We start from the raw sequence: 23,458 nt of genomic DNA, 5'->3' as shown, positions 1-23,458 counted from the left end.
CCCATCGGGCGGCCATTTTCATGGATGAGTTGCCGGCGTAGCGGCAACGACTCCAGCGAGTGCTTAGTCCTTGCGACGGAAATCGTCGTGGCAGGCCTTGCAGGTTTGGCCGACCTTGCCGAACTGCGCTTTGACGGCTGCCGCGTCGCCAGTGGCGGCGACCTTGGCCAGTTCGTTGGCTTCCTTGTTGAAGGCAACGGCGACTTCGCCCACCTTCTTGCCGTCGGTGAAGAACGCCGGCTTGACGCTGGTCGGATGCCAGCCCTTGCCCGTTTCGGTGCCGGCGGCGAAGAGCGAACCCATGCCGGAGTTGGCGATGGCAGCGATGGTGTTGGCGGCCTTGATGCCGTCGTCCTTGTTGTACTGCGGGCTGTCGATGTTGGCCTTCAGGCGGTCCATGTTCCAGTGCAGAACCTGATAGGCGGATTGACGCCATTTGATGAGGTCTTCGCTCTTGGCCGGCTCGGCAAAGGCAGCGCCAGCGACGGCGGCGAGGGTAGCGCCGGTGATGAGTGCGGTGAATGCTTTTTTCATTTTTCCTCCGTTGTTTCAGGGCTTGCTACGACGAAACGATACTACACCATCGTCGTGAAATACATGTTTCATGCGTAGGGTCTTCGCCTCGGCGACGAGGCTGAAAAGCCGGTCGATGTTCGGGTGTTTGCCGGGGTGGGCGCGCGCGTCTTCGCTGTGTTCGGCATACAGTTCGACGCCCCGTGCGGCGGCTTCCGGGGTGATCGCACCGTAGATCTGCGCTAAGTAGTTGTAGAGCGTGAGCGAGCCCGATTGGCCGGGCTGATTTTCGATGCGTGCGACGGCTGCGCCCTCGCTGTCGAAGAGGTCAATCGCCGCCAGATGCGAAATGCCGGGCAGCTTCTTGAGGTTGTCCTGAAACGTACTCATGGGAATTTCTCGAAGGCGTTGGTCGCCGCCACGCGCTTGGCACGGTGGCGGGGAATTCGGCAAGCCGGAACGCGTCGTTCGGCCTGCCGTCGTCTCGACTCAGATGCGGCGGGCGAGTTCTTCGGCCTTGCCGGTGTAGTCCCACGGCGTGAGGCGCAGCAGTTCGGCGCGCGCGGCGTCGGGGATCTCCAGCGACTGGACGAAGGCCTGCATGCGCTCACGCGATACGCGCTGGCCGCGCGTCAGTTCCTTGAGCTTCTCGTACGGGTTGGCGATGCCGTAGCGGCGCATGACGGTCTGGATCGGCTCGGCCAGGAGTTCCCAGTTGGCGTCGAGGTCGGCGCGCATGCGTTCGGCGTCGATCTCGAGTTTGCCGAGGCCGCGGCTGAGTGAGTCGTAGCCAAGAAGGGTGTAGCCGAAGGCGACGCCCATGTTGCGCAGAACGGTCGAATCGGTGAGGTCGCGCTGCCAGCGGGAGATCGGCAGCTTTTCGGCGAGGTGGTGCAGCACGGCGTTGGCGATACCGAGGTTGCCTTCGGAATTCTCGAAGTCGATCGGATTGACCTTGTGCGGCATGGTCGACGAGCCGATTTCGCCCGCTTTGACCTTTTGCTTGAAGAAGCCGAGCGAGATGTAGCCCCAGACGTCACGGTCGAGGTCGATCAGGATCGAGTTGGCGCGGGCGAGGGCGTCGAAGAGTTCGGCCATCGAGTCATGCGGTTCGATCTGGATCGTGTAGGGGTTGAATTCCAGCCCCAGCGATTCGACGAAGCGACGGGCGAAAGTCTCCCAGTCGAAATCCGGATAGGCGGCGAGGTGGGCGTTGTAGTTGCCGACCGCGCCATTGATCTTGCCCAGCAGGCTGACGGATTCGATGCGCATGCGTGCGCGGTCGAGGCGCCAGGCGACGTTGGCCATCTCCTTGCCGATGGTCGTCGGCGTTGCCGGCTGGCCGTGCGTGCGTGCCATCATCGGCACGGCTGCGTATTCGTGCGCCAGCGTCTTCAGCCGGTTGATCAGCGCGGTCAGTGCCGGCAGCATGGTTTCGTCGCGCGCCGCCTTGAGCATCAGGCCGTGCGACAGGTTGTTGATGTCTTCGGACGTACAGGCGAAATGGATGAATTCGCCGACGCGCGTCACTTCGGCGTTATCGGCGAGCTTGCCTTTGATCCAGTATTCCAGCGCCTTGACGTCGTGGTTGGTCGTCGCCTCAATGGCCTTGACTTCAGCGGCCTCGGCCGGGCCGAAACCGTCGACCAGCGCGTCGAGCGCGGCCAGCGTGGCGGCAGAGAAAGGCGGAATTTCGGCAAAAGCGGGCTCGGCGGAGAGCGCCTTCAACCACGCGATTTCGACTTGCAGACGCCGCCGGATCAGACCGTATTCGGAAAACTGCGGGCGCAGGGCGTCCAGGCGGGACGCGTAACGGCCGTCCAGTGGCGATAGCGACGTCAGGGAACTCTCGTGCATGGATTGCATCCTTTCGGGGGTAAGCCGTAATTTTACCTCAGCGCGCCGGTTGGGCGGCGCACTCGCCGCACGCGGCCCCGCGCCCAACGCACACTCTGCGCCCGCCAAGGCCCGTCGGCCCGGCAATGCTATAATTGGCGCGCCTCACTATTCTTGGAAACCAATGAAGCTCATCGGATCGCTGACCAGTCCTTTCGCCCGCAAGGTGCGCGTCGTCCTCGCAGAAAAGAAGATCGAGGTCGAGTTCGCCATCGAATCCCCCTGGGTGCCGGGTAATCATGTCGCCGACGCCAATCCGCTGGGCAAGATTCCTGCGCTCGTGCTGGACGACGAGACGGTGCTGTTTGATTCGCGTGTCATCGTCGAATGCCTCGACAATGTGACGCCGAACAACAAGCTGATGCCGGCGCCGAATCGTGAGCGTACGGAAGTGAAGCGCTGGGAAGCGCTGGCGGATGGTGTGGCGGATGCGGCTGCGCTGATTTTCCTTGAGCGCAAGCGCCCCGAGGCGCATCGCGATGCCGCCTGGATCGCCCGTCAGAAAGAGAAGATCGATCGCGGCCTGGCCTTCATGGCCGAACAGCTCGGCGAAGACGCCTGGTGTATGGGCACGCACTTCTCGCTTGCCGATATCGCCACCGGCGCGACGCTGGGTTACCTCGCCTTCCGCTTCCCCGAGATTGAGTGGCGTGAGACGCACGCCAACCTCGGTCGCCTGTACGACAAGCTGATGCAGCGTCAGAGCTTCATCGATACCGTACCGAGCGAATAGCTCCCGCCGCCGCATCGCTCCCGCTCGCAATAGCGCCTTTGGTGGTTTGTTCGCCGGCGGGGTGTCGCGGGGTTTCGTTTGCCGCCCGGCGTTGCGGCTTTCACTCTTCGCTGTTGCCGACTTCGTCGGCCTTACGCCCCTTGGGGCTAAGGCGTGCTGCGCGCGGTCTTTCGCATGCGCGGCTTATAGCGAGGTGCGCTGGAAAATCCGCTCGGGGATGTGGCGGATGATCAGCATGATCCAGCGCCAGAATCCCGGCAGGTAAACCACGTCACGCCGCGCCTCGATCGCCGCGACGATGCCGCGCGCGATGGTGTCAGGCTGCGCCCACAGTGCCCCCTTCTTGAAACTGCTCGTCATCGGCGTATCGACAAAGCCGGGCTTGATGAGCAGTGCTTGCGCACCGCTTTTGCTCAGGCGGTGGCGCAGCCCCTGCATGAAGATGTCGACCATTCCCTTGGCTGTGCCATAGACGTAGTTGCTGGCGCGTCCGCGGTCGCCGGCGACGGAGCCGATGACGGCCAGCACGCCGGTCTTGCGTGCTTCGAAGCGCGCGCCGATGAGGGTCGCCAGTGCGATGACCGAGGTGCCATTGACAGCGAGGGTCGCCAGCGTGAGTTCGACCGACGCTTCGCAGGCTTTCTGGTCGGGCAGCGTGCCGTGCGCGATCAGGGCGACATCGATGCCGCCCAGCGCCTGTTCGGCCGCGTCGAGCATCGCCGGATGCGCGGCGCTGTCGGTGGCGTCCATGACGAAGGTGGCGACGCGCGCGGCGCCACGCAGGCGCAGGTCGGCGCCGATGTGCTCAAGACGCACGGGGTCGCGGGCGACGAGAAAAAGCGCGTCGCCACGCGCCGCAAAGCGTCGTGCGCTGGCTTCGGCAATGGCGGAGGTGGCGCCGATGATGAGGATGTTCTGCATACGAAGGTCCGGTGAGAAGTGCGGTCGGTGGCGTGTGTGGGTGGCGGGCGTCGTGGGCCGAAAGCGGGTGGCTAAGTGGTTGGCCGAGACTTTGCGGTGGCGCCTACGCGCTGATGCGGCGCCAGAAATTTGAGGAAAAGCGTGGGTCGACAAAGCGGCCGAAGGCGTCGAACTGCGGGTAGCCCTGCCGGAAAAGATAGGCGGGCATGCGCGCGTCCTTGGCCGGATAGAGACGGCCGCCGGCGGACGCGACAATGGCATCGAGGCGGCCAAAGAGCGCCTGCGTGGCTTCGCCTTGGTCGGGAAAATCGAGCGCGAGGGTGGTCCCTTCCATGGGGAACGAGAGCATGCCGGGTGACGCGTCGTGGCCGAAGGTTTTCAGCACGGCGAGCAGCGAGCCCTGCCCGCTGGCAGCGATGGCGTGCAGCATCTCGTCGATGGCGGCGCGTGCGGCGCGCGGGACGACACATTGGTACTGATAGAAGCCGCGCCGGCCGTAGAGGCGGTTCCAGTCGAGTATGCCATCGAGTGGGTAGAAAAACGGCAACAGGTGCGTCAGCCCGCGCGACGGCAGGGGGCGGTGGTAGTACGCCTGGTTGAAGAGGCTGAGGCTTGCCGTGTTGACCGGCGACAGCGGCGGAGTGAACGGCGCGCGTTTCGCTTTGCCCGGCGTTCTGGCGCGACTGCCGGCGGGTGCGTGGTCGGCGGCCATGAAGATGCCTCGGGGTGTTTTGGCGAGGCAGTCGATCCAGGCGACCGCGTATTCATACGCCGCTTCGGCCTCGCCGTTGAGGGCGAAAAACTCGTCGAGGCCATGAAAGCGGGTGTTTTCCACCGTGAGGCCGTCGCTGTCGACGCGACGCAATTCGATCTCCGCCCAGGTGATCAGCCCGGTGAGGCCGAGTCCGCCAATTGTCGCGGCGAACCAGTCGGCGTTTTCATGGCGCGAACAGACCCGGCGCGAGCCGTCCGAGCGTAGCAGCTCGAAGCTTCGCACATGCGCGCCGAAGCTGCCGGCGCGGTGGTGGTTCTTGCCGTGCACGTCGTTGGCAATGGCGCCGCCGACGGTGACGAAGCGCGTGCCGGGCGTCACCGGCAGGAACCAGCCGCGCGGCAGAAAAACCTCGATGATGTCAGCCAGCAAAACACCTGCCTCGCAGCGCAGATAGGCGCTGTCGCCATCGGTGGCGGTGACTTGCGTGTGCGCTGGGGTGGGATGGGTTGCTGGCGTTGCCGGCGTCGGGTTGCCTCGCGTGGTCGGGGCGGCGTCGAACGAAATAAAACGGTCGGTGCCGCGCGTGAGCAGCAGGGCACCGTCGCTGTTGAGGCAGGAATCGCCGTAACTACGCCCATTGCCGAAGGCGAGCAGGGGAATCGGCAGCTCGGGCAGAGCGTCATCGCGCTGGCGCCAGGGAATCTCCTGCGCCGCCGGTAGGCTCGGCAGGCGCCCCCAGGAATTCAGTGCCATGCGTCGCTCCTGCGGGCAGTTTGGCCGTGGCGGCGCGAGGTCGGGGAGGGGACGGAAGTGGCAGAGAGGCGGTGCGTCATGGCGAGTGCGTCAGCGCTGACGGGAGAGGAAAACGGCGCCGATGGCGACGGCGAACCACAGGGTAGCCAGTCGGCAGATGAGGGTGGCGGTGACGGCGCTGGCATCGGGCAGGCCGTGCAGGGTCAGCAGGCCGATCATCACCGCTTCGCTACCGCCGAGGCCACCGGGCAGGAACGAGAGGCCGCCAACGAGCATGGCGAATGCGTAAATGAAGACGGCGTCGGCCAGCGGCAGCGGCTGGCCGAGGGCGGCGAGCAGCCACCAGAAGCCGATACCCTCCGCCAGCCAGGCGGCGATGCCGAAGGCCAGCCCCATACTCATGGCTGGCAGGCGGAAGCAGCGACGAAAGTGCAGGACGATTTCGCAGAGTCGGACGACGAGCTTGGCCAGCGCGTGCGGATGCGCGCTCGCACGGCGGTCGATAGCGGCGATCAGTCGCGTCGACTGCACGCCGATCAGCGCGACGAGAACGAGCGCCAGCCCGGCGGCAACGGCTGGACGCGCCGGCGCGTAGGACCATAAGCCAAACGAGGTGATGGTGATGACGGCCAGCAAGTCGCTTGCGCGCTCGGCGAAAAAGGCGGCGAGGCTCGCCGGTGGTGGCACGCCGTGCGGCTTCAGCAGTGCCGAGCGCAGCGTTTCGCCGAGCTTGCCCGGCGTTGTCGTCAGCGCGAAGCCGGCGAAGTAGACGGGCAGGTTGATGCGCCAGGGCACCGGCGCGTCGAGCAGCGACAGGTACCGCCCCCAGCGCACGAAACGCAGCAGGTAGTTGGCGAGGGAGAGCGCCAGCAAGCCGGCGAGGACGAGTGGCCCGACGGCGTCGATGCCGGCAACGACATCGCGCCAGCCCGCCCATAGCGAAAGGGCCAGATAGCCGAGTGCCGCCAGCGCGACGCTGGCCAGAGCGGCGCGTACCGGCAGCCCGCGCGTGCCCGTGGGGCGCGCGGCATCGGCCCCGCAACCCTCTTTTGGGCGCGAGCTGCCCGTGTCGCGTGCGTTTGGCGCGGTCAAACGATGATGCCGCCGCCAAGGCAGACGCGGCTCTCGTAGAGCACGGCCGACTGACCGGGGGTGACCGCCCATTGCGCTTCGGCGAAATCGAGGGTGCAGCGTTCGCCGTCGATCTGGCTGATGGCACAGGCCGCGTCGTCCTGGCGATAGCGCGTTTTCGCGGTGTAGACCCAGGCCGGATGCGGCGCCTCTCCGGCGACCCAGGAGAGTTGGTCGATCTTCAGGTCGTGGCGCAGCAGGGCCGGGTGGTCGTGACCCTGGACGACGTACAGGATGTTGCGCGCAATGTCTTTGGCGGCGACGAACCAGGCTTCGTGCTCGCCGCTGGCGGCGCCTTTGCCGTCCTTGCGGCCACCGATATGCAGGCCTTTGCGCTGGCCGATGGTGTGATAGGTCATGCCGTCGTGCGTGCCGAGCACACGCTCATCGTCGAGCGCACGGATCTCGCCGGGTTGCGGCGGCAGGTAGCGCATCAGGAATTCCTTGAACGGCCGCTCGCCGATGAAGCAGATGCCGGTCGAGTCTTTCTTCACCGCAACGTGCAGGCCGGCGGCGGCGGCGATTTTGCGCACCTCGCGCTTGTAGATGCTGGCCAGCGGAAAGAGGGTTTTCGACAGCTGCGCCTGATTCAGGCGGTGCAGGAAGTAGCTCTGATCCTTGCTGGCGTCTTCGGCCTTGAGTAGTTGCACGCGACCGCTGCCGGCCGGGTCGGTGCGCACGCCGGCATAGTGGCCGGTGGCGATCTTCTCGGCGCCGAGCGTCAGTGCGTGGTCGAGGAAAGCGCGGAACTTGATTTCCGAGTTGCACAGCACGTCCGGGTTGGGCGTGCGACCGGCGGCGTACTCGCGGAGGAACTCGGCGAATACGCGCTCCTTGTATTCCTTGGCGAAATTGACGACCTCGACGTCGATGCCGAGGTGGTCGGCGATGCTCATGACGTCGATCAGATCCTGCCGCGACGAGCAGTATTCCTCGTCGTCGTCGTCTTCCCAGTTTTTCATGAACATGCCGACAACCCGCCAGCCGCGCTGCTTCAGGAGCAAGGCGGCGACCGACGAGTCGACGCCGCCGGAAAGGCCGACGACGACGGTACGGCCGTCGCCCGGTTCAATGCTTTCTGCCTGGGGAAATTCGTGTTCAGTCGCCATCCGGTCCTTCTCCATCCTGCCAGCGTTGCCGCGCCAGTACGGGCACGGGCTGTCCATTATCTACATACCAGCTATCGACGACGTAGCGTCGCGACATGGCGTCGTCCGACACCGTCGGTGCCTCGTTGGCCGAGGTGCACATCGGTGGCGGCGTGATCTCCTCGATCTGCGCCGAGTAGTGGTCAAAAATCAGTCCGCGCGTGCGCCGCGCGGGTTCGAGTACGCGATGAAAATGCAGCCAGCGGTGCCGCTCGAAGAGGCGCAGCAGGCGCGTCGTTGTCGTCGAGTGGTCGATGCAGTCCATACGCCCCTCGACGCCGTCATCGGCAAAATTGCCCGCCCGGTCGGCGAAGATTGGCGTCTGCTTGCCGGCGATGCCGAGCAGCCAGCCGACCGCCACGCCGATGAGGGCGCGTTCGTGCTCCGGCGTGCGCGCATCGCCCAGCAATTCGCCGACGCGGGTGAGGTTTTGTTTGCTGAAAACGACCTCGCTTTGCACCAGACAGCCGTAGTTGTAGCACACCGAAATCGCCTCGCCGGCGAAGGCACTGTCGGCGAAGGCAGTGCCAGCGAGCAGCGCCAGAGCCGCCAGGAGAAGCGGTAACGGCCAGAAACGTCGCCGCAGGGATGCTGGCAGAGAGAGCGGCGAAAGCGGGCGCCAAAACGTGCTCGAAAACGGGCGCGACGAGGCGGCCGACGGTTTCATGCGAAGTGAGTCAGCAGGCTCAGCGGATGCCGTTGGCCAGCGATCCAGTCTTCGATACAGCGCAGGATCAGCGGACTGCGATGCTGCGCGCGGCAGGCCCGGATTTCTTCGAGCGTCAGCCAGTGCGCGGCGATGATACCGTCGTCCAGCGCGCGCGCCGGATCGAAGCCGACGATTTCGCCGGCGAAGGTGAAGCGCAGATACGTGAGATCGCGAGCGTCGTTGCGCCAGTTATAGACGCCGACGAGCGAGCGCGGCGCGAAGTCGTAGCGCGTTTCTTCGCGCGTTTCGCGCACGACGGCGTCGATCAGCGACTCCTTGCATTCGAGGTGTCCTGCCGGCTGGTTGAAGCCGATCCCGTCGTCGGTATGCTCTTCGACAAGCAGGAATTTTCCGTCGCGCTCGACCACGGCGGCGACGGTGACATGCGGTTTCCAGATCATGACAAATGGCGTACTTGCTAGGGAAAGCGGCCATTTTACCGCCAACCGGGGGGCAAAATCGGCTAGAATTTCCCCCTCTATTTTGTGGCGAACGGAGAAAAACAAGATGTCGATGGCGGATCGCGACGGTTTCATCTGGTACGACGGAGAAATGGTGCCCTGGCGTGAGGCGACGACCCACGTCCTGACGCACACCCTGCATTACGGCATGGGTGTTTTTGAAGGTGTACGCGCTTACAAGGCGGAGCAAGGCACGGCGGTATTCCGCTTGCGCGAGCACACCGAGCGTCTGCTCAACTCGGCCAAGATCTTCCAGATGAAGGTCGGCTTCGACCGGGATACGCTGATGGAAGCGCAAAAAGCCGTGGTGCGTGCCAATGCGCTGGAGTCCTGCTATATCCGCCCGATCATTTTCTACGGCTCCGAGGCGATGGGCATTTCGGCGAAGACGCTCAGCGTTCACGTCGCCGTCGCTGCCTGGCCGTGGGGTGCTTACCTTGGCGCCGATGGTCTCGAACGCGGTATCCGCGTGCGCACCTCGTCCTTCACCCGGCACCATGTGAATGTGAACATGTGCCGCGCCAAATCGGTGAGCACCTATACCAACTCGATCCTCGCGCATCAGGAAGTCGCGACGGACGGTTACGACGAAGCCATCCTGCTCGACGTCGACGGCTACGTCGCCGAAGGCTCCGGCGAGAACATCTTCATCGTCAAGGCGGGCAAGCTCTACACGCCGGATCTGACGGCCTGTCTGGAGGGCATCACGCGTGCCTCGATCATCCAGCTGGCGGGCGAACTGGGTATTCCGGTGATTGAAAAGCGCATCACGCGCGACGAGGTCTACTGTGCCGACGAGGCTTTCTTCACCGGCACGGCCGCTGAAGTCACGCCGATTCGCGAACTCGATAACCGTCAGATCGGTACCGGCCGTCGTGGTCCGATCACCGAGCGCCTGCAAGCCCTGTTCTTCGACTGCGTCCACGGCCGTGCGGCGCAGCACGAAGACTGGCTGGCGTACGTCTGACCTGCCGGCGGGCCTCCCTCATGAGCGAAACGGAACGTACTCCTCCCTCCGCCGCCCAGGAGGCGCCCGCCGATGCCGAGCGCGTTGTGCCGCTCGGCGCGGCGGATCTGCCGCTGACCTGTCCCCGCCCCGGCGCGCCGCTCTGGGCGCGTCATCCGCGCGTATTCCTCGACGTGACGACGACGGGCGAGGTGACCTGCCCCTACTGTAGCGCCCACTACATTTTCACGGGCGAGGCGCCCAAGCGCCATTGAGGCGCCGCGCCCTGGCGCCAGGAGGCAGGTGTGAACGCAAGCGTTGAACGGGCGGATGCACCGTCGTGCGGCGGCGACGAGTCGCCGGCCGCCGTCGTTGCGCCACAGAGCGCTACTCCGGGGCTGCGCGCCCTCCGTGCGCTGCTGGTCGCTCCGGCATGGATCGGCGACACCGTGCTGGCGCAGCCCTTGTTGGCGCGCTTGCAGGAACGTACTCCCGGCCTTGTCATCGACGCGCTGGCCCCGCCGTGGACGGCGCCGGTGTTGGCACGCATGCCGCAAATCTCCCGTATTTTCGACAACCCCTTTGCCCACGGCGCGCTGGCGATTGGCGAACGGCGACGCCTTGGCCGGCGTCTGGCGGCGGAAGGCTATGCGCGCGCCTACGTCTTGCCGAATTCGCTGAAATCGGCGCTGGTGCCTTTCTTTGCCGGTATTCCCGAACGCATCGGCTTCACCGGCGAGTCGCGGCTCATTCTATTGAATTGCCGGCATACGCTCGACGGCGAAGCCTTGCCGCAGATGGCGGAGCGCTTTGCGCAGCTTGCCGAGGCGCCAGGTGCGCCTTTGCCGCGTCCGCTGCCTTTGCCGCGGCTTGAGTCGTCGGCCGCGCAGCAGGCCGAGGCGCTGGCAGCGGTTGGCCTTGCCCGGCCGACGCGCTTGGCGGTGTTTTGCCCGGGCGCGGAGTACGGCCCGGCCAAACGCTGGCCGGCCGAGCATTTCGCCCACCTGGCGGAGGAACTCACCGCGCGTGGATTCGCTGTCTGGCTGCTCGGTTCGGCGAAAGATCACGCCATCGGCGAGACCGTGTTGGCTGCTTATGCGGCACGGCGGGCGTCTGCCGGCGCGGCGGGCGCCCCGCCGGCAGACGGCGCGCTGCGCAATTTGTGTGGAGCGACCGCGCTCGCGCAGGCGATCGATCTCATCGCGCTGGCCGATCTGGTCGTCTGCAACGACTCCGGCCTGATGCATGTCGCGGCTGCGCTGGGGCGGTCGCAAGTGGCTTTGTACGGATCGTCGTCGCCCGGCTTTACGCCGCCGCTGTCGCCACGCGCAACCGTCCTGCGCCTTGGTCTTCCGTGCAGTCCCTGCTTCAAGCGCGACTGTCCGCTCGGCCATCTCGATTGCCTCGTCAAACTGGATGTCGACCGCGTGCTCAAGGCCTGTCTGGCGGCGCTTGCGACGCACGCCTTGGTGGGAGAACTCGCATGAACATGCCTTTGCTGGCGCGCCCCGAAGACGTCGAAAACGCGTTTTACGAGGCGATTGCGCACGCCGATCTCGACGCACTGATGGCGTTGTGGGCCGACGACGAAGAAATCGTCTGCGTGCTGCCCGACGGTCGCCGTCTCGAAGGTACGGCGGCCATCCGCGAACGCTGGCGGGCGTTGTTCGCGGCAACGCCGCGCATCACCGTTCGCCTGTCGCAGCCGCTGCACTGGACCAGCATGCTGCTGGCGGTGCATCACGTCATCGAGACTTTTTACACCGCGGACGATCCGGCGCCGAAGAGTTGCGTGCTGGCGACCAACGTCTTTCAGCGCGGCGTGAATGGGTGGCGCTTGCTGGCCCATCACGCGTCGGCGGCGGCCGAGTTTCCCGATAGCGACGAGACGGGCGCGCCGGGACTGGCGCAGCGGGTCTTGCACTGATGCTGGCGACGGGCGCGCCGGCGGCGGGCGTCGCCCCGCACGCTCTCGCTTATCGGGCGCCCGCCTGGCTACCCGGGGCGCACACGCAGACGATCTATCCCCTCTTCATCGTCCCGCCGCCCCTCGCTGCCTCGCTCCGCCGGCGGGAACGCTGGGCAACCCCCGACGACGATTTCATCGATGTCGACTGGTTCGACGCCGCAGGCGATGCGCGACTGGCCGCCGCCGATTCTGGTGCCGCGCCATCGCCCGTGGGCGCTATGGCCTATACGCTTCCTGCCGCCGACGCGGCTGCCCTGCCGCCGCTCGTCGTCCTCTTTCACGGCCTGGAGGGAAGCGCCGACAGTCCGTATGCGCGTACCCTGATGCGGGCATTGACGGCGCTCGGCTGGAGCGGCGTGGTGCCGCACTTTCGCGGTTGTTCCGGCGAGCCGAACCAGCAGCCGCGTGCCTATCACTCCGGCGATAGCGACGAGATCGAGTGGATTCTGGAGAGGATCGCCGCGCGCTTTCTCGGTCGGCGCTGCTATGCGGCGGGCGTTTCGCTTGGCGGCAATGCGCTCCTCAAATGGGCCGGTGAGCGTGGCGAGGGGGCGTCTGCGCGCGTTGCCGCCATCGCCGCCATCAGCGCGCCGCTGGATCTCGCCGCCTGCGGACACCATCTGGCACGTGGCTTCAATCAGGTCTACACCCGCTATTTCCTCGATACGCTAAAGGCCGCCGCCGCCGAAAAGCTGCACCGCTTTCCGGGCGCCATTCCCGGGCGGATCGACGCGCAACAGCTCGCGGCGGCGCGCTCGCTCTACGAGTTCGACGATCTCTACACCGCCCCGGTGCACGGTTTTGCCAGCGCTGACGATTACTGGCAGCGGGCGTCGGCCAAGCCCTGGCTGCCGGCGATCCGCGTGCCAACCTTGCTTGTGAACGCGCAGAACGACCCCTTCATGCCGGCCAATGTATTGCCGTTGGCCTCGCAGGTCGGACCGAGCACGATCTGCTGTTTTCCACGCACCGGCGGCCATGCCGGTTTTGTCAGCGGTGCCTTTCCCGGCCATCTCGACTGGTTGCCGCGTCGCCTTCTCTCTTTTTTTCGCTACGGGACCTGACATGACATCCACGCACGACCTCGAAACGCGGTCTTCGCCACGCGTGGCGGCGGAGATTTTCAAGGCGTACGACATTCGCGGCATCGTCGATCGCACGCTGACCGAAGACGTCGTGCGCCTCATTGGTCAGGCGCTCGGCAGTCTTGCCCGTGAGCGCGCGCAACAGACCATCGCGGTAGGGCGTGATGGTCGTCTTTCCGGGCCGCGACTCGCGGCAGCGCTGGCCGAGGGTATCTGCGCGGCGGGCGTGGACGTCATCGACATCGGCTGCGTGCCAACGCCGGTGAGCTATTTCGCCGCCTACGAGCTTGCGTGCCAGAGTTGTGTCTCGGTGACGGGGAGCCACAATCCGCCGGACTACAACGGCCTGAAAATGGTCATCGGCGGAGAGACGCTTGCCGGCGATCTGATCCAGAGCCTGCGCCGGCGCATCGAAACGGGCGATCTCGCCACTGGCCACGGCCAATTGCGGCACGCCAGCGTCAGCGAGGCCTACATCGAGCGCATCGTCAGTGACGTGAAGCTGGCGCGACCGCTGAAGGTCATCGTCGACGCAGGTAACGGCGTCGCCGGGGGCGTCGCTCCCGAGGTGCTGCGGCGCCTGGGCTGTGAGGTGACTGAGCTGTTCTGCGCGGTGGACGGGCATTTCCCGAACCATCACCCCGATCCGTCGAAGCCGGAGAATCTGCGCGACCTGATCGCGGCCCTGGCGAACAGTGATGCCGAGATCGGTCTTGCCTTCGACGGCGACGGCGACCGCCTTGGCGTGGTGACACGCGAGGGCAACATCATCTACCCCGATCGACAGCTGATGCTCTTCGCCGCCGACGTGCTGTCGCGCTGCCCCGGCGCCTCGATCATCTACGACGTCAAATGCACGCGCCTGCTGGCGCCGTGGATTCGTCAGCACGGCGGCGAAGCGCTGATGTGGAAGACCGGTCACGCGCTGATCAAGGCCAAGCTCAAGGAAACCGGCGCGCCGCTGGCCGGCGAGATGAGCGGCCACGTGTTCTTCAAGGAGCGCTGGTACGGCTTTGACGACGGCGTTTACGCCGCTGCACGCCTGCTCGAAATCCTCTCGCGCTCGGCCGCTCCCGGCGCCGTGCTGAATGCCCTGCCGAACGCCGTCTCGACGCCCGAACTCAATATCCGCATGGGCGAGGGCGAGCCTTTCGCGCTCATCGAGGCGCTCACGCGCGAGGCCCACTTCACGGACGCGCGCGACATCATCACGCTCGACGGCGTGCGTGTGGAATACGCCGACGGCTTCGGTCTGGCGCGTTCGTCGAACACCACGCCGGTCGTCGTGCTGCGCTTCGAAGCCGACAATGCCGCCGCCCTGTCGCGCATTCAGGACGACTTCCGGCGCGTTCTGCTTGCCGCCCGTCCGGGGCTTGAATTGCCTTTCTAAGGCGCTGCGACTGGCGAACAGTCGTCCAGGATCACTGTCCTAAATCCATCTCCCGAGTGTTTCATCACCATGCCTGAGTCTGACGAGCAGCAACTCTTTCTCGGTCGCCAGCCCATCCTTGGTCGCGACCAGCAGCTTTCTGCCTACGAACTCTTATTCCGCACCGGCGGAGTCGCCGTGACGGCGGAGGTGGGCGACGCCAGTCAGGCGACGGCCACCGTCATCGCCAACGCCTTTGCCGAGTTCTCCGTCGGCGACGCGCTTGGGCCGTACCGCGGCTTTATCAACGTCGACCAGGATTTTCTCTTCAGCGATCTGATCGAGATGCTGCCGCAGCAGGCGGTCGTGCTGGAAATTCTCGAAACCGTCGAGCCAACGCCGGTCGTCCTCGAACGCTGTCGGCAACTGCGCGTGAAGGGCTTCTCGCTGGCCGTCGACGACGTCATTCAGGCCGACGACAGCTATCGCCCGCTACTCGAACTCGCGGACATCATCAAGGTCGACGTGCAGCAGTTGTCGACGGAAGCGCTCGCCGCGCTGGTCGGCAAGCTCAAACCGCTGGGCAAGAAGCTGCTGGCCGAAAAGGTGGAAACGGCGGAGCAGATGGAGATCTGCCGTGGCCTGGGCTTTGAGCTCTTTCAGGGCTTCTACTTCGCGCGGCCGACGATCATCGCCGGCCGGCGTCTCAGCCCGTCGCAGCTGACGCTGCTGCGACTGCTCGGGCTGCTGCTCGAAGACGCCGAGACTTCCGACATCGAAACGGCTTTCAAACTGGAACCAGGACTGACGGTCAATCTGCTACGCCTGACCAACTCGGTGGGGAGCGGCATGGCGGTGCACATCACCTCCTTGCGGCACGCCATCACGGTGCTTGGCCGGCGCCAGCTCCAGCGCTGGCTGCAACTGCTGCTGTTCACCAATCCCAAGGGCGAGCAGACGGTCAGTCCCTTGCTGCAACTGGCGGCGACGCGCGGGCGCTTCATGGAACTGCTGGCGGCCAAGGCGAATGCCGGCAACCGCGAACTCACCGACAACGCCTTCCTCGTCGGCATCATGTCGCTGATGCCGGCCCTCTTGGGCGTCGGCATGCCGGAAATCCTCGCGCAACTGCCGGTGCCGCCGCGCATTGTGCAGGCGCTGACGGCCGGCGAGGGCACCCTCGGCAAGCTGTTGGCCTTGGCGCTGGCTGTCGACAGCGGCGACATGGAAATCGTCGAGGCGACCTTGCGTGACTTGCCGGGTATTGCGTCGCGCGACATCAATGGTGCGCTGACGCAAGCACTGGCGTGGGCCAACAGCCTTGGGGTCGAGGCTCGGCGCGCCTGAGCGGCGCTGAATTTTGCCGCGCCGCCTTGTGCTGCAGCGTCCTGCGCTCAGGCGGCGAACTGCAGGCGCGCGAGGTGGGCGTAGAGGCCGTCCTGGCGCAGGAGCTCGGCGTGCGTGCCCATCTCGACGATGCGCCCGTGTTCAAGAACGACCAGACGGTCGGCGCGCTGGACGGTCGCCAGACGGTGGGCGATGACCAGTGTCGTGCGGTTTTCCATCAGGCGGTCGAGGGCGGCTTGCACGAGTCGCTCGCTTTCGGCGTCGAGTGCCGAGGTGGCTTCGTCGAGCAGCAGGATCGGTCGGTCGGCGAGCAGCGCGCGTGCGATGGCGATGCGCTGGCGCTGGCCACCGGAGAGCTTGACGCCGCGCTCACCCAGATCGGTGTCGTAGCCGTCGGGCAATTCGGCGATGAATTCGGCGGCGTGGGCAGCGGTGCAGGCGGCGCGTACCTCGTCGAGCGTTGCCGAGGCGCGCGCGTAGCGGACGTTCTCAAGCACACTGGTGGCAAAGATCACCGGCTCCTGCGGCGCCAGAGCGATGGCGCGGCGGATTGCCCGCGGGTCGGCTGTCGCCAGATCGACGCCGTCGATGCAGAGCGTTCCCTGCTGCGGATCGTAAAAGCGCAACAGAAGCTGGAAGACGGTGCTTTTGCCTGCGCCCGAAGGCCCCACCAGCGCCACCGTTTCTCCTGCCCGGACGCGCAAGGAAAACGCCTCCAGGGCCGGGCTGTCGGGGCGCGACGGATAGCGGAAGTCGACGTCCTGAAAGACGATCTCGCCGCGCGCCGGGGCTTCGCTCGGGCGCTTCAGCGAGTCACTTTGCGGAGGGCGTAGCGCCCCATTCGGCGCCTGAATTGGCAACGACGATTTGCTGGCTGCTCCTTCTTCCGGGGGGAAGGGCACGGGACTCGGCGGCAGACGAATGTCGGGAACCACAGCAAGCAGTTCGAGTAGCCGCTCGGTGGCGCCGGCGGCGCGTTGCAGGTCGCCCCAGGATTCGGAGAGCGCACCGACGGAGCCGCCGACGAGCGCGGCATAAAAGACAAAGGCCGACAGTTCGCCGGCGCTGATGCGCCCGGCCAGTACGTCGTGGCCGCCGATCCAGAGGATCAGCGCGATGGCGCCAAACACCAGCAGGATCACCGCTGCGACCAGCCCGGCGCGACTACGGATACGCAGGCGGGCAGTATCGAATCCTGCTTCGATACGCGTGGCGAAATCGTGTCGGTCGGCATCTTCGTGGCCGTACGCCTGCACGATGCGGATTTCGTGGATCGTCTCGTCGATCCGGTTACCCAGATCGGCGACGCGATCCTGACTCTTGCGCGCCAGCGCGCGTACGCGACGGCCAAAAAAGATGATCGGCGCGACGACCAGAGGCACGCCGCCGAGCACCAGCGCCGCGAGCTTGAGACTCGTCGTCAGCAGCATGATCAGCCCGCCGATCAGCAGCAGGCAGTTGCGCACGGCAATCGACAGGCTTGATCCCACGGCGCTTTCGATCTGCGCCGTATCGGCCGTCAGGCGCGAAATCACGTCACCCGTCCGCCCCTGCTCGAAAAACGAGGGCGGCAAGCTCAGCAAGTGATCGAAGACGCGGCGCCGCAAGTCGGCGGCGACACGCTCGCCCAGCCAGGAAACCATATAAAAGCGCAGATACGTCGCCGCCGCCAGCAAGGCGATGACGCCGAACATGACAAGCAAGGCCCGGTCGAGCCACGCCGGATCACCGGCGGCGAAACCACGGTCAACGACCGCGCGCAGCCCCTGGCCGAGCGCCAGCAGGGCCAGCGCTGCGACGACCAGCGCAATGGCCGCAACGACTACGCGCCCGCGATAGGGGCGCAGCAGACTGAGCAAGGCGCTTGCCGGAGAAATCGGGCGGGCGGCAGGGTTGTTGCCGGTATCGGGCGTGGGCGGCGAGTTACGGGAGGCGGGCATCGAAGCGGCAGCGCTGCCGCTGGCATCGCTGCTCTGCGGCGCCAGATCGTGGCGGGGGCCGCGAGGGGAATTGGGCATTCGGAATCCTTGGCAGTGGGCCATCCGCGACGGCTGGCATGCTCTCGGTTGACTCCGGCTTTGACGGCAACGTTCGCGCGTTGGGCGTTGAGGCGGGGGAGAAGAAGGAAATACGCGGCAGAAATGCAAAGAGGCCAATCCGAAGATTGGCCTCTTTTCGATTTCTTTGGTCGGGGCGGCGGGATTCGAACTCGCGACCCCTTGCACCCCATGCAAGTGCGCTACCAGGCTGCGCTACGCCCCGACTGGCCGGCATTATATCCGAAAACGCCGGCTGCGCTTCATTTGTCGTGCGGAAACTATTCGCCAGTTTCGCGTCGGAGGAGCGCAGCGATGCTCTGCAACTCGGTTTTCAGCATCGCCAGGGTCGGCGCGTTCGCGTCGGCTGGCGTGTCGGCAACGCTTTCTTCCAGCCGATTGCGCGCGCCGCTGATGGTAAATCCTTGGTTGTAGAGTAGTTCGCGGATGCGCCGCACCAGCAGCACTTCGTGGTGCTGGTAGTAGCGACGGTTGCCGCGCCGCTTGACCGGCTTGAGCTGCGTGAATTCCTGTTCCCAGTAACGCAGGACGTGCGGCTTTACACCGCACAGCTCACTCACTTCACCGATGGTGAAGTAGCGCTTGGCCGGGATCGGCGGTAACGGCTCCCGGCTGATGTCTTTATGCGCGGGATCCATCGGCGGTGGTCTCGACCTCTGCCTTCAGCTTCTGGCTGGCATGGAAGGTAACGACGCGGCGTGCGGTGATGGGGATTTCTTCGCCGGTCTTGGGGTTGCGCCCGGGGCGCTGCGGTTTGTCACGCAGCTGGAAATTGCCAAAACCGGAGAGTTTGACCCCGTCACCGGTTTCGAGGGCGTTGCGAATTTCCTCAAAAAACGCTTCCACCATGTCTTTGGCTTCGCGCTTGTTGAGGCCGACCTTTTCGAAAAGCAAGTCGGCGAGTTCGGCTTTGGTCAGCGTCATTGTTGTTTTCCTCGTCAGACGCGGAACTGCGCCGAGAACGCCGAGAGTGCGTAATCGATCAGTTTTTGCATGGAGCTATCGACGTCCGTGTCTTGCAAAGTTTTTTCAGTATCTTGCATAACTATACGGAACGCAAGGCTTTTTTTCCCTTGCGGGACGCCCTTGCCGGTGTAGACGTCGAACAGTCGGAGCTCCTGAACGAGCGCTGGGCAGTGGCCTGCGAGACCGTCGAGGATGGCTTGCAGTTCGAGATTCTGGTCGACGACGAGAGCGATATCGCGGATCGCCGGCGGCTGGCGCGAGAACTCGGCGTAGCTCGGCACATGCGTCTTGGTCAGCGCGGCGAGTTCGAGTTCAAAGACGATGGGAGCGTGCGGAAGCTCGTATTTCTGCGCCCATTGCGGGTGGAGTTCGCCGATGACGCCAATCGGCTCGCCATCGAGAAGGATGCGTGCGGCACGCCCGGGGTGCAGCGCCGGGTGCGTCGTCTTCTCAAAACGGGCGACCGCCGGCAGGAACAGGGCTTCGAGGTCGGCTTTGACGTCGAAGAAGTCGACGCTGCGCGCGGCGCTTCCCCATTGTTCAGGCGCGGCGCCGCCGAAGGCGAGGCCGCCCAGATGCCAGGCTTGCTTGAAGCCGGCGACTGGCGTGCCGGCTGCATCGCGCTTGAAGCAGCGGCCGGTTTCGAAAACGCGCACGCGGTTCTGACGCCGCCGCAGATTCGTTTGCAGCGTGCCAACGAGGCCGCCCAGGAGCGACGAACGCATGACGGCGAGCTGGCTGGCGATGGGGTTGGCGAGGCGAATGAGATCATTATTGGCGGCGAAATCCGCTTCGCGCGCTTCTTCGACAAAGGCGAAGTTGATCACTTCCTGGTAACCGCGATCAGCGATCGTTTGGCGCAGTCGGTGCAGCGTGCGGGCGTCTTCGCTCTGTGCCAGCATGGTTAGCGGTGCGCGCGGCGGCAGCGACGGAATGTTGTCGTAGCCGTGCAGGCGAGCGATTTCTTCGATCAGGTCTTCTTCGATCTCGATGTCGAAGCGGTAGCTGGGAGGCGTGACGACGAAGGCGTCGTTTTCTTGCGTGAAGCTGAAACCCAAGTGTTCGCAGACCTGGGCGATTTGCGCCGGCGTGAAGTTCACCCCCAGCACGCGAGCGACACGGGCGGTGCGCAGGCGCACCGGCGGGCGGGCGGGCAGTTCGGCCTGCGCTTCGCGGACGGGGCCGGCAGCGCCGCCGCAAATGGCCAGCACCAGTTCGCTGGCGCGTTCGAGGGCTTGCCGTGTCGCGGCAAAGTCGACGCCGCGCTCGAAGCGGTGCGAAGCGTCCGACGAGAACGCGTAGCGGCGGGCGCGCCCGGCAATCGCTGCCGGCGCGAAGAAGGCGGATTCGAGGAAAAGCTCGCGGGTCTCAAGGCTGATGGCGCTATCGTCGCCGCCCATGATGCCGGCCATGGCGAGCGCCTTGGCGTCGTCGGCGATGACGAGAATGTCGTCGGTGAGGGTGACCGTTTGCTCGTTCAGCAGGCGTAGGGTTTCGCCTGCGTGCGCCATGCGGGCGCGTACCGTGCCGGTGAGTTTCGCGTTATCGAAGGCGTGCAGCGGTTGGCCGAGTTCGAGCATCACGTAGTTGGTGATGTCGACCAGCGCCGAGATCGGGCGCAAGCCGCTACGCTGCAGTCGGCGGAGCATCCACTCTGGCGTGGCGGCGTGGGCGTTGACGCCGCTGATGACGCGGCCGCAATAGCGGGGGCAGGCGTTGGGTGCGGTGAGTTCAACAGCGCGGCTTGCCTTGCCGGTGACTGGAACGGTAGTGATAGCGGGGAACTGTGCCGGCGTGTGTGTGAGCGCCGCCACCTCGCGGGCGATGCCGGTCAGTGACAGGCAGTCGGCGCGGTTCGGCGTCAGTTTCAGGGTGAGCAGGCGGTCGTCGAGGTCGAGCAGGCGGCGAACGTCGTCGCCGGCAGTGGCGTCCGCCGCCAGCGGCAGCAGGCCGGAGGCGTCTTCGTCGATGCCGAGTTCCTTGGCCGAACAGAGCATGCCGGAGGATTCGATACCGCGGACCTTGGCGACCTTGATGACGAATTCGCCGGGCAGGACGGCGCCGGGCAGGGCGCACGGCACTTTCATGCCAGCGGCGACGTTCGGCGCGCCGCAGACGATTTGCGCGATGTTGCCGTTGCCGATGTCGACGCGGCAGACGTTGAGACGGTCGGCGTTCGGGTGCTTGCTGACTTCCAGCACGTGGCCGACGACGACGTGAGTGAAAGCGGGCGCAACCGCCTCGACCTCTTCGACCTCAAGGCCGGCCATGGTCAGCAGATGCGAGAGTTCGTCGCTACTGCGGTCGGTGGCGACGAAGGAGCGGAGCCAGGATTCGGAGAATTTCATGATCGGTGAGTGGCCTCTGGGCGAGTGCTACACAAATTCTGAACGAGCGCGGGGCAGATCTTTGGACGATTAGACGAATTGGCGCAGGAAGCGCAGGTCGCCGTCAAAGAACAGGCGCAGGTCGTTCACGCCGTAGCGCAACATGGTCAGGCGGTCGGGCCCGAAACCGAAGGCGAAGCCGGTATAGCGTTCGGGATCGATGCCGGCGTGACGCAGCACGTTCGGATGCACCATGCCGCAGCCAGCGATCTCCAGCCAGCGGCCTTTCAGCGCGCCGCCCATGAAGGCAACGTCGATTTCAGCCGAGGGCTCGGTGAACGGGAAGAACGAGGGGCGGAAACGCACCTGCAGGTCGTCGCTCTCGAAGAAGCGGCGCAGGAAGTCGGCAACGACGCCTTTCAAGTCGGCGAAGCTGACGCTCTCGCCGATCCACAGACCTTCGACCTGGTGGAACATCGGCGAGTGCGTCGCGTCGGAATCGACGCGATAGACGCGCCCCGGCGCGATGATGCGGATTTCCGGCATCGTGTCGAGGTGCTTGTAGCGGGCGACGTGCGCCTGCATGTAACGCGCCTGAATCGGGCTGGTGTGCGTACGCAGCAGTATGCCGTCGGCGACACCACCGTTTTCATCCTGTAAATAAAAGGTGTCGTGCATCGAACGCGCCGGGTGGTCGGCCGGCGTGTTCAGCGCGGTGAAATTGAAGAAATCGGTCTCAATCTCCGGGCCGTCGGCGACGTCGAAACCGATCGAGCGGAACAGCGCCTCGATGCGTTCGAGTGTGCGCGTTACCGGATGCAGGCCGCCGCGCGTCTCGCCGCGGCCGGGCAGCGTCACGTCAAGCGCCTCTTCCGCCAGTCGGGCGGCCAGCGCTTGCTGGCGCAATGCCTCGCGGCGCGCGTTCAGGGCGGCTTCGACGCCTTCCTTGATGCGGTTGATGGCGGCGCCGGCGGCCTTGCGCTCGTCGGCGGGCAGGGCGCCGAGGCCCTTGAGCAGTGCGGTGATGCTGCCGCTCTTGCCGAGGAAACGCGCCTTGACCTGTTCCAGCGCATCGGCGTCATCGGTCGCTGCGAATGCGGCAACGGCTTCCTGGAGGATGGGATCGAGTGTTTGCATGATTCGTGATGAAATCCGACCGAAAAAAAAAGGAGGCGAGCGCCTCCTTTTTTGTCACACGCGAAGCTTAAGCAGCGAGCCGGGCTTTGGCTTGTTCAGCCAGAGCGGCAAATGCCGGCTTGTCGAACACGGCGAGATCGGCGAGAACCTTGCGGTCGACTTCGATCTGCGCTTTCTTCAGGCCGTTCATGAAGGTGCTGTACTTCAGGCCGAGTTCGCGGGCAGCGGCGTTGATACGCGCGATCCACAGGGTGCGGAACTGACGCTTCCTTTGACGACGGTCACGGTATTGGTACTGGCCGGCCTTCATCACCGCCTGCTTGGCGATGCGGTATACGTTCTTGCGGCGACCGCGGTAACCCTTGGCTTGGGCGAGAACCTTCTTGTGGCGCGCGCGCGCCGTTACACCACGTTTAACTCTAGGCATCTTTTATCTCCTTACGCGTACGGCATCATCGAACGAACCTGGGCCTTGTCGGAATCATGGACTCCGGTCATGCCGCGCAGCTGGCGCTTGGTCTTCGTCGTCTTCGAGGTCAGGATGTGGCGCTTGAACGCCTGACCACGCTTGATGCCGCCGCTGGCGCGAATCTTGAACCGCTTGGCGGCTCCGCTCTTCGTCTTCATCTTGGGCATTGAATGCTCCTTTTTTTAACATGGCTACGGGTGCCTCCCGGCGGGAGTTCTTGGTGACCCGGAACCACTTGGGGTGATGCTAAAACCCGACGCAGCGCAACAACGCTCCGTCTTCTTGCTGCTACTTCTTTTTGTGCGGCGAGAGAATCATGATCATTTGCCGACCTTCCATCTTCGGCATCTGTTCGACGACCGCATAGTCCTGCAGGTCGGTCTTGATTCGCTCGATCTGGCGCATGCCGATTTCCTGGTGGGCCATCTCGCGGCCGCGGAAGCGCAGGGTGACTTTCACCTTGTCTTCCTCTTCCAGGAAGCGCGTCATGTTGCGCAGCTTGATCTGGTAGTCGTTTTCGTCAGTGCCGGGGCGGAATTTGACTTCCTTGACCTGCACCTGCTTTTGCTTGAGCTTCTGTTCGTGCTGCCGCTTTTGTTCCTGGTACTTGAACTTGCCGTAGTCCATGATGCGACAGACGGGCGGTTGAGCCATCGGTGCAATTTCGACCAGATCAATCCCGGCTTCTTCGGCCAAAGCCAGTGCGGCTCTAACAGTTACGATTCCGAGAGGTTCGCCCTCTTCGCCCACCAGGCGGATTTCCGGTGCGTTGATCTCTTCGTTAACACGATGCGACTTTTGCAGTG

25 protein-coding genes and 1 tRNA gene are annotated in these 23,458 nt (G+C 65.0%); 8 read left to right on the top strand and 18 right to left on the bottom strand.

Going from position 1 to position 23,458, the window contains the following annotated elements; genetic code table 11:
• Positions 1 to 63: 63 nt before the first annotated feature.
• From GHK24_RS02125 to purB, 3 genes are all read right to left on the bottom strand, one after another.
• The gene (locus GHK24_RS02125; protein ID WP_153468208.1) at positions 64 to 534 is read right to left on the bottom strand and encodes a c-type cytochrome; all 471 of its coding nucleotides are present in this window, start codon (positions 532 to 534) and stop codon (positions 64 to 66) included.
• Positions 535 to 549: 15 nt separating this feature from the next.
• Positions 550 to 903, bottom strand: a complete 354-nt coding sequence (locus GHK24_RS02120) for a DUF2322 family protein (protein WP_153468204.1) — start codon at positions 901 to 903, stop codon at positions 550 to 552.
• 99 nt (positions 904 to 1,002) lie between these two features.
• Positions 1,003 to 2,370 (bottom strand): adenylosuccinate lyase, encoded by a 1,368-nt coding sequence (gene purB / locus GHK24_RS02115; protein ID WP_194286352.1) that lies wholly within the window; start codon positions 2,368 to 2,370, stop codon positions 1,003 to 1,005.
• 163 nt (positions 2,371 to 2,533) lie between these two features.
• Between purB and GHK24_RS02110 the strand changes: the two genes are divergently transcribed.
• Positions 2,534 to 3,142, top strand: coding sequence for a glutathione S-transferase (locus tag GHK24_RS02110; RefSeq protein ID WP_153468198.1), 609 nt, complete (start codon positions 2,534 to 2,536; stop codon positions 3,140 to 3,142).
• A gap of 183 nt (positions 3,143 to 3,325) precedes the next feature.
• Here GHK24_RS02110 and GHK24_RS02105 read toward each other — a convergent pair whose 3' ends face one another.
• From GHK24_RS02105 to GHK24_RS02080, 6 genes are all read right to left on the bottom strand, one after another.
• Positions 3,326 to 4,063 (bottom strand): SDR family oxidoreductase, encoded by a 738-nt coding sequence (locus GHK24_RS02105; RefSeq protein ID WP_153468195.1) that lies wholly within the window; start codon positions 4,061 to 4,063, stop codon positions 3,326 to 3,328.
• 103 nt (positions 4,064 to 4,166) lie between these two features.
• Positions 4,167 to 5,531 carry an FAD-binding oxidoreductase gene (locus GHK24_RS02100; protein WP_153468192.1) on the bottom strand — a complete coding sequence of 455 codons (1,365 nt, stop codon included), beginning with the start codon at positions 5,529 to 5,531 and terminating at the stop codon, positions 4,167 to 4,169.
• A gap of 90 nt (positions 5,532 to 5,621) precedes the next feature.
• Positions 5,622 to 6,623, bottom strand: a complete 1,002-nt coding sequence (locus GHK24_RS02095; protein WP_228384479.1) for a lysylphosphatidylglycerol synthase transmembrane domain-containing protein — start codon at positions 6,621 to 6,623, stop codon at positions 5,622 to 5,624.
• Positions 6,620 to 7,771 (bottom strand): tRNA 2-thiouridine(34) synthase MnmA, encoded by a 1,152-nt coding sequence (gene mnmA / locus GHK24_RS02090; protein WP_153468186.1) that lies wholly within the window; start codon positions 7,769 to 7,771, stop codon positions 6,620 to 6,622. Before mnmA ends, GHK24_RS02095 begins: the two co-directional genes overlap by 4 nt.
• The gene (locus tag GHK24_RS02085) at positions 7,761 to 8,477 is read right to left on the bottom strand and encodes a hypothetical protein (protein WP_228384478.1); all 717 of its coding nucleotides are present in this window, start codon (positions 8,475 to 8,477) and stop codon (positions 7,761 to 7,763) included. Before GHK24_RS02085 ends, mnmA begins: the two co-directional genes overlap by 11 nt.
• Entirely contained in the window at positions 8,474 to 8,920 is a 447-nt protein-coding gene (locus GHK24_RS02080) for an NUDIX hydrolase (RefSeq protein WP_153468183.1), read from the bottom strand. The genes GHK24_RS02085 and GHK24_RS02080 overlap by 4 nt, the downstream gene beginning before the upstream one ends.
• A 106-nt stretch (positions 8,921 to 9,026) precedes the next feature.
• Between GHK24_RS02080 and GHK24_RS02075 the strand changes: the two genes are divergently transcribed.
• The 7 genes from GHK24_RS02075 (at position 9,027) to GHK24_RS02045 (ending at position 15,696) form a co-directional block, all read left to right on the top strand.
• On the top strand, positions 9,027 to 9,947 hold the full coding sequence (locus GHK24_RS02075; RefSeq protein ID WP_153468180.1) for a branched-chain amino acid transaminase: 921 nt from the start codon (positions 9,027 to 9,029) through the stop codon (positions 9,945 to 9,947).
• Between the two features lie 20 nt (positions 9,948 to 9,967).
• Positions 9,968 to 10,201, top strand: a complete 234-nt coding sequence (locus tag GHK24_RS02070) for a zinc-finger domain-containing protein (protein WP_153468178.1) — start codon at positions 9,968 to 9,970, stop codon at positions 10,199 to 10,201.
• A gap of 30 nt (positions 10,202 to 10,231) precedes the next feature.
• Positions 10,232 to 11,413 carry a lipopolysaccharide heptosyltransferase II gene (gene waaF, locus GHK24_RS02065; protein WP_340666073.1) on the top strand — a complete coding sequence of 394 codons (1,182 nt, stop codon included), beginning with the start codon at positions 10,232 to 10,234 and terminating at the stop codon, positions 11,411 to 11,413.
• Positions 11,410 to 11,853, top strand: coding sequence for a YybH family protein (locus tag GHK24_RS02060; protein ID WP_153468175.1), 444 nt, complete (start codon positions 11,410 to 11,412; stop codon positions 11,851 to 11,853). Before waaF ends, GHK24_RS02060 begins: the two co-directional genes overlap by 4 nt.
• On the top strand, positions 11,853 to 12,959 hold the full coding sequence (locus GHK24_RS02055) for a hydrolase (protein ID WP_153468172.1): 1,107 nt from the start codon (positions 11,853 to 11,855) through the stop codon (positions 12,957 to 12,959). Before GHK24_RS02060 ends, GHK24_RS02055 begins: the two co-directional genes overlap by 1 nt.
• A gap of 1 nt (position 12,960) precedes the next feature.
• Positions 12,961 to 14,370, top strand: a complete 1,410-nt coding sequence (locus GHK24_RS02050; RefSeq protein WP_153468169.1) for a phosphomannomutase/phosphoglucomutase — start codon at positions 12,961 to 12,963, stop codon at positions 14,368 to 14,370.
• Positions 14,371 to 14,439: 69 nt separating this feature from the next.
• A complete protein-coding gene (locus GHK24_RS02045) occupies positions 14,440 to 15,696 on the top strand; it encodes an EAL and HDOD domain-containing protein (protein WP_153468166.1) in 1,257 nt (418 codons plus the stop codon).
• 47 nt (positions 15,697 to 15,743) lie between these two features.
• Here the strand turns inward: GHK24_RS02045 and GHK24_RS02040 are convergent, their stop codons facing one another.
• From GHK24_RS02040 to infC, 9 genes are all read right to left on the bottom strand, one after another.
• Entirely contained in the window at positions 15,744 to 17,714 is a 1,971-nt protein-coding gene (locus GHK24_RS02040; protein ID WP_228384477.1) for an ABC transporter transmembrane domain-containing protein, read from the bottom strand.
• 167 nt (positions 17,715 to 17,881) lie between these two features.
• Positions 17,882 to 17,958 (bottom strand) — tRNA-Pro (locus GHK24_RS02035).
• Between the two features lie 55 nt (positions 17,959 to 18,013).
• Positions 18,014 to 18,391, bottom strand: a complete 378-nt coding sequence (locus GHK24_RS02030; protein WP_153468163.1) for a MerR family transcriptional regulator — start codon at positions 18,389 to 18,391, stop codon at positions 18,014 to 18,016.
• Complete coding sequence (locus GHK24_RS02025) at positions 18,375 to 18,677, bottom strand: integration host factor subunit alpha (RefSeq protein WP_153468160.1); 303 nt, start codon at positions 18,675 to 18,677, stop codon at positions 18,375 to 18,377. The genes GHK24_RS02030 and GHK24_RS02025 overlap by 17 nt, the downstream gene beginning before the upstream one ends.
• Before the next feature lie 14 nt (positions 18,678 to 18,691).
• Entirely contained in the window at positions 18,692 to 21,067 is a 2,376-nt protein-coding gene (gene pheT / locus GHK24_RS02020) for a phenylalanine--tRNA ligase subunit beta (protein WP_153468157.1), read from the bottom strand.
• 69 nt (positions 21,068 to 21,136) lie between these two features.
• Positions 21,137 to 22,183 (bottom strand): phenylalanine--tRNA ligase subunit alpha, encoded by a 1,047-nt coding sequence (gene pheS / locus GHK24_RS02015; RefSeq protein WP_153468154.1) that lies wholly within the window; start codon positions 22,181 to 22,183, stop codon positions 21,137 to 21,139.
• A 67-nt stretch (positions 22,184 to 22,250) separates the two neighbouring features.
• On the bottom strand, positions 22,251 to 22,610 hold the full coding sequence (gene rplT, locus GHK24_RS02010; RefSeq protein WP_153468151.1) for a 50S ribosomal protein L20: 360 nt from the start codon (positions 22,608 to 22,610) through the stop codon (positions 22,251 to 22,253).
• 11 nt (positions 22,611 to 22,621) lie between these two features.
• Positions 22,622 to 22,819: a 50S ribosomal protein L35 gene (gene rpmI / locus GHK24_RS02005; RefSeq protein ID WP_153468148.1), complete on the bottom strand. Its 198-nt coding sequence runs from the start codon at positions 22,817 to 22,819 to the stop codon at positions 22,622 to 22,624.
• Positions 22,820 to 22,940: 121 nt separating this feature from the next.
• Positions 22,941 to 23,456 carry a translation initiation factor IF-3 gene (gene infC / locus GHK24_RS02000; protein WP_153468145.1) on the bottom strand — a complete coding sequence of 172 codons (516 nt, stop codon included), beginning with the start codon at positions 23,454 to 23,456 and terminating at the stop codon, positions 22,941 to 22,943.
• Positions 23,457 to 23,458: the final 2 nt, after the last annotated feature.

Origin of the sequence: Rhodocyclus gracilis, assembly GCF_009617575.1 — a bacterium.
GTDB lineage: Bacteria > Pseudomonadota > Gammaproteobacteria > Burkholderiales > Rhodocyclaceae > Rhodocyclus > Rhodocyclus gracilis.
Note: the sequence above shows the minus strand (reverse complement) of the source record. Positions and strands in the feature narration are given on the sequence as shown.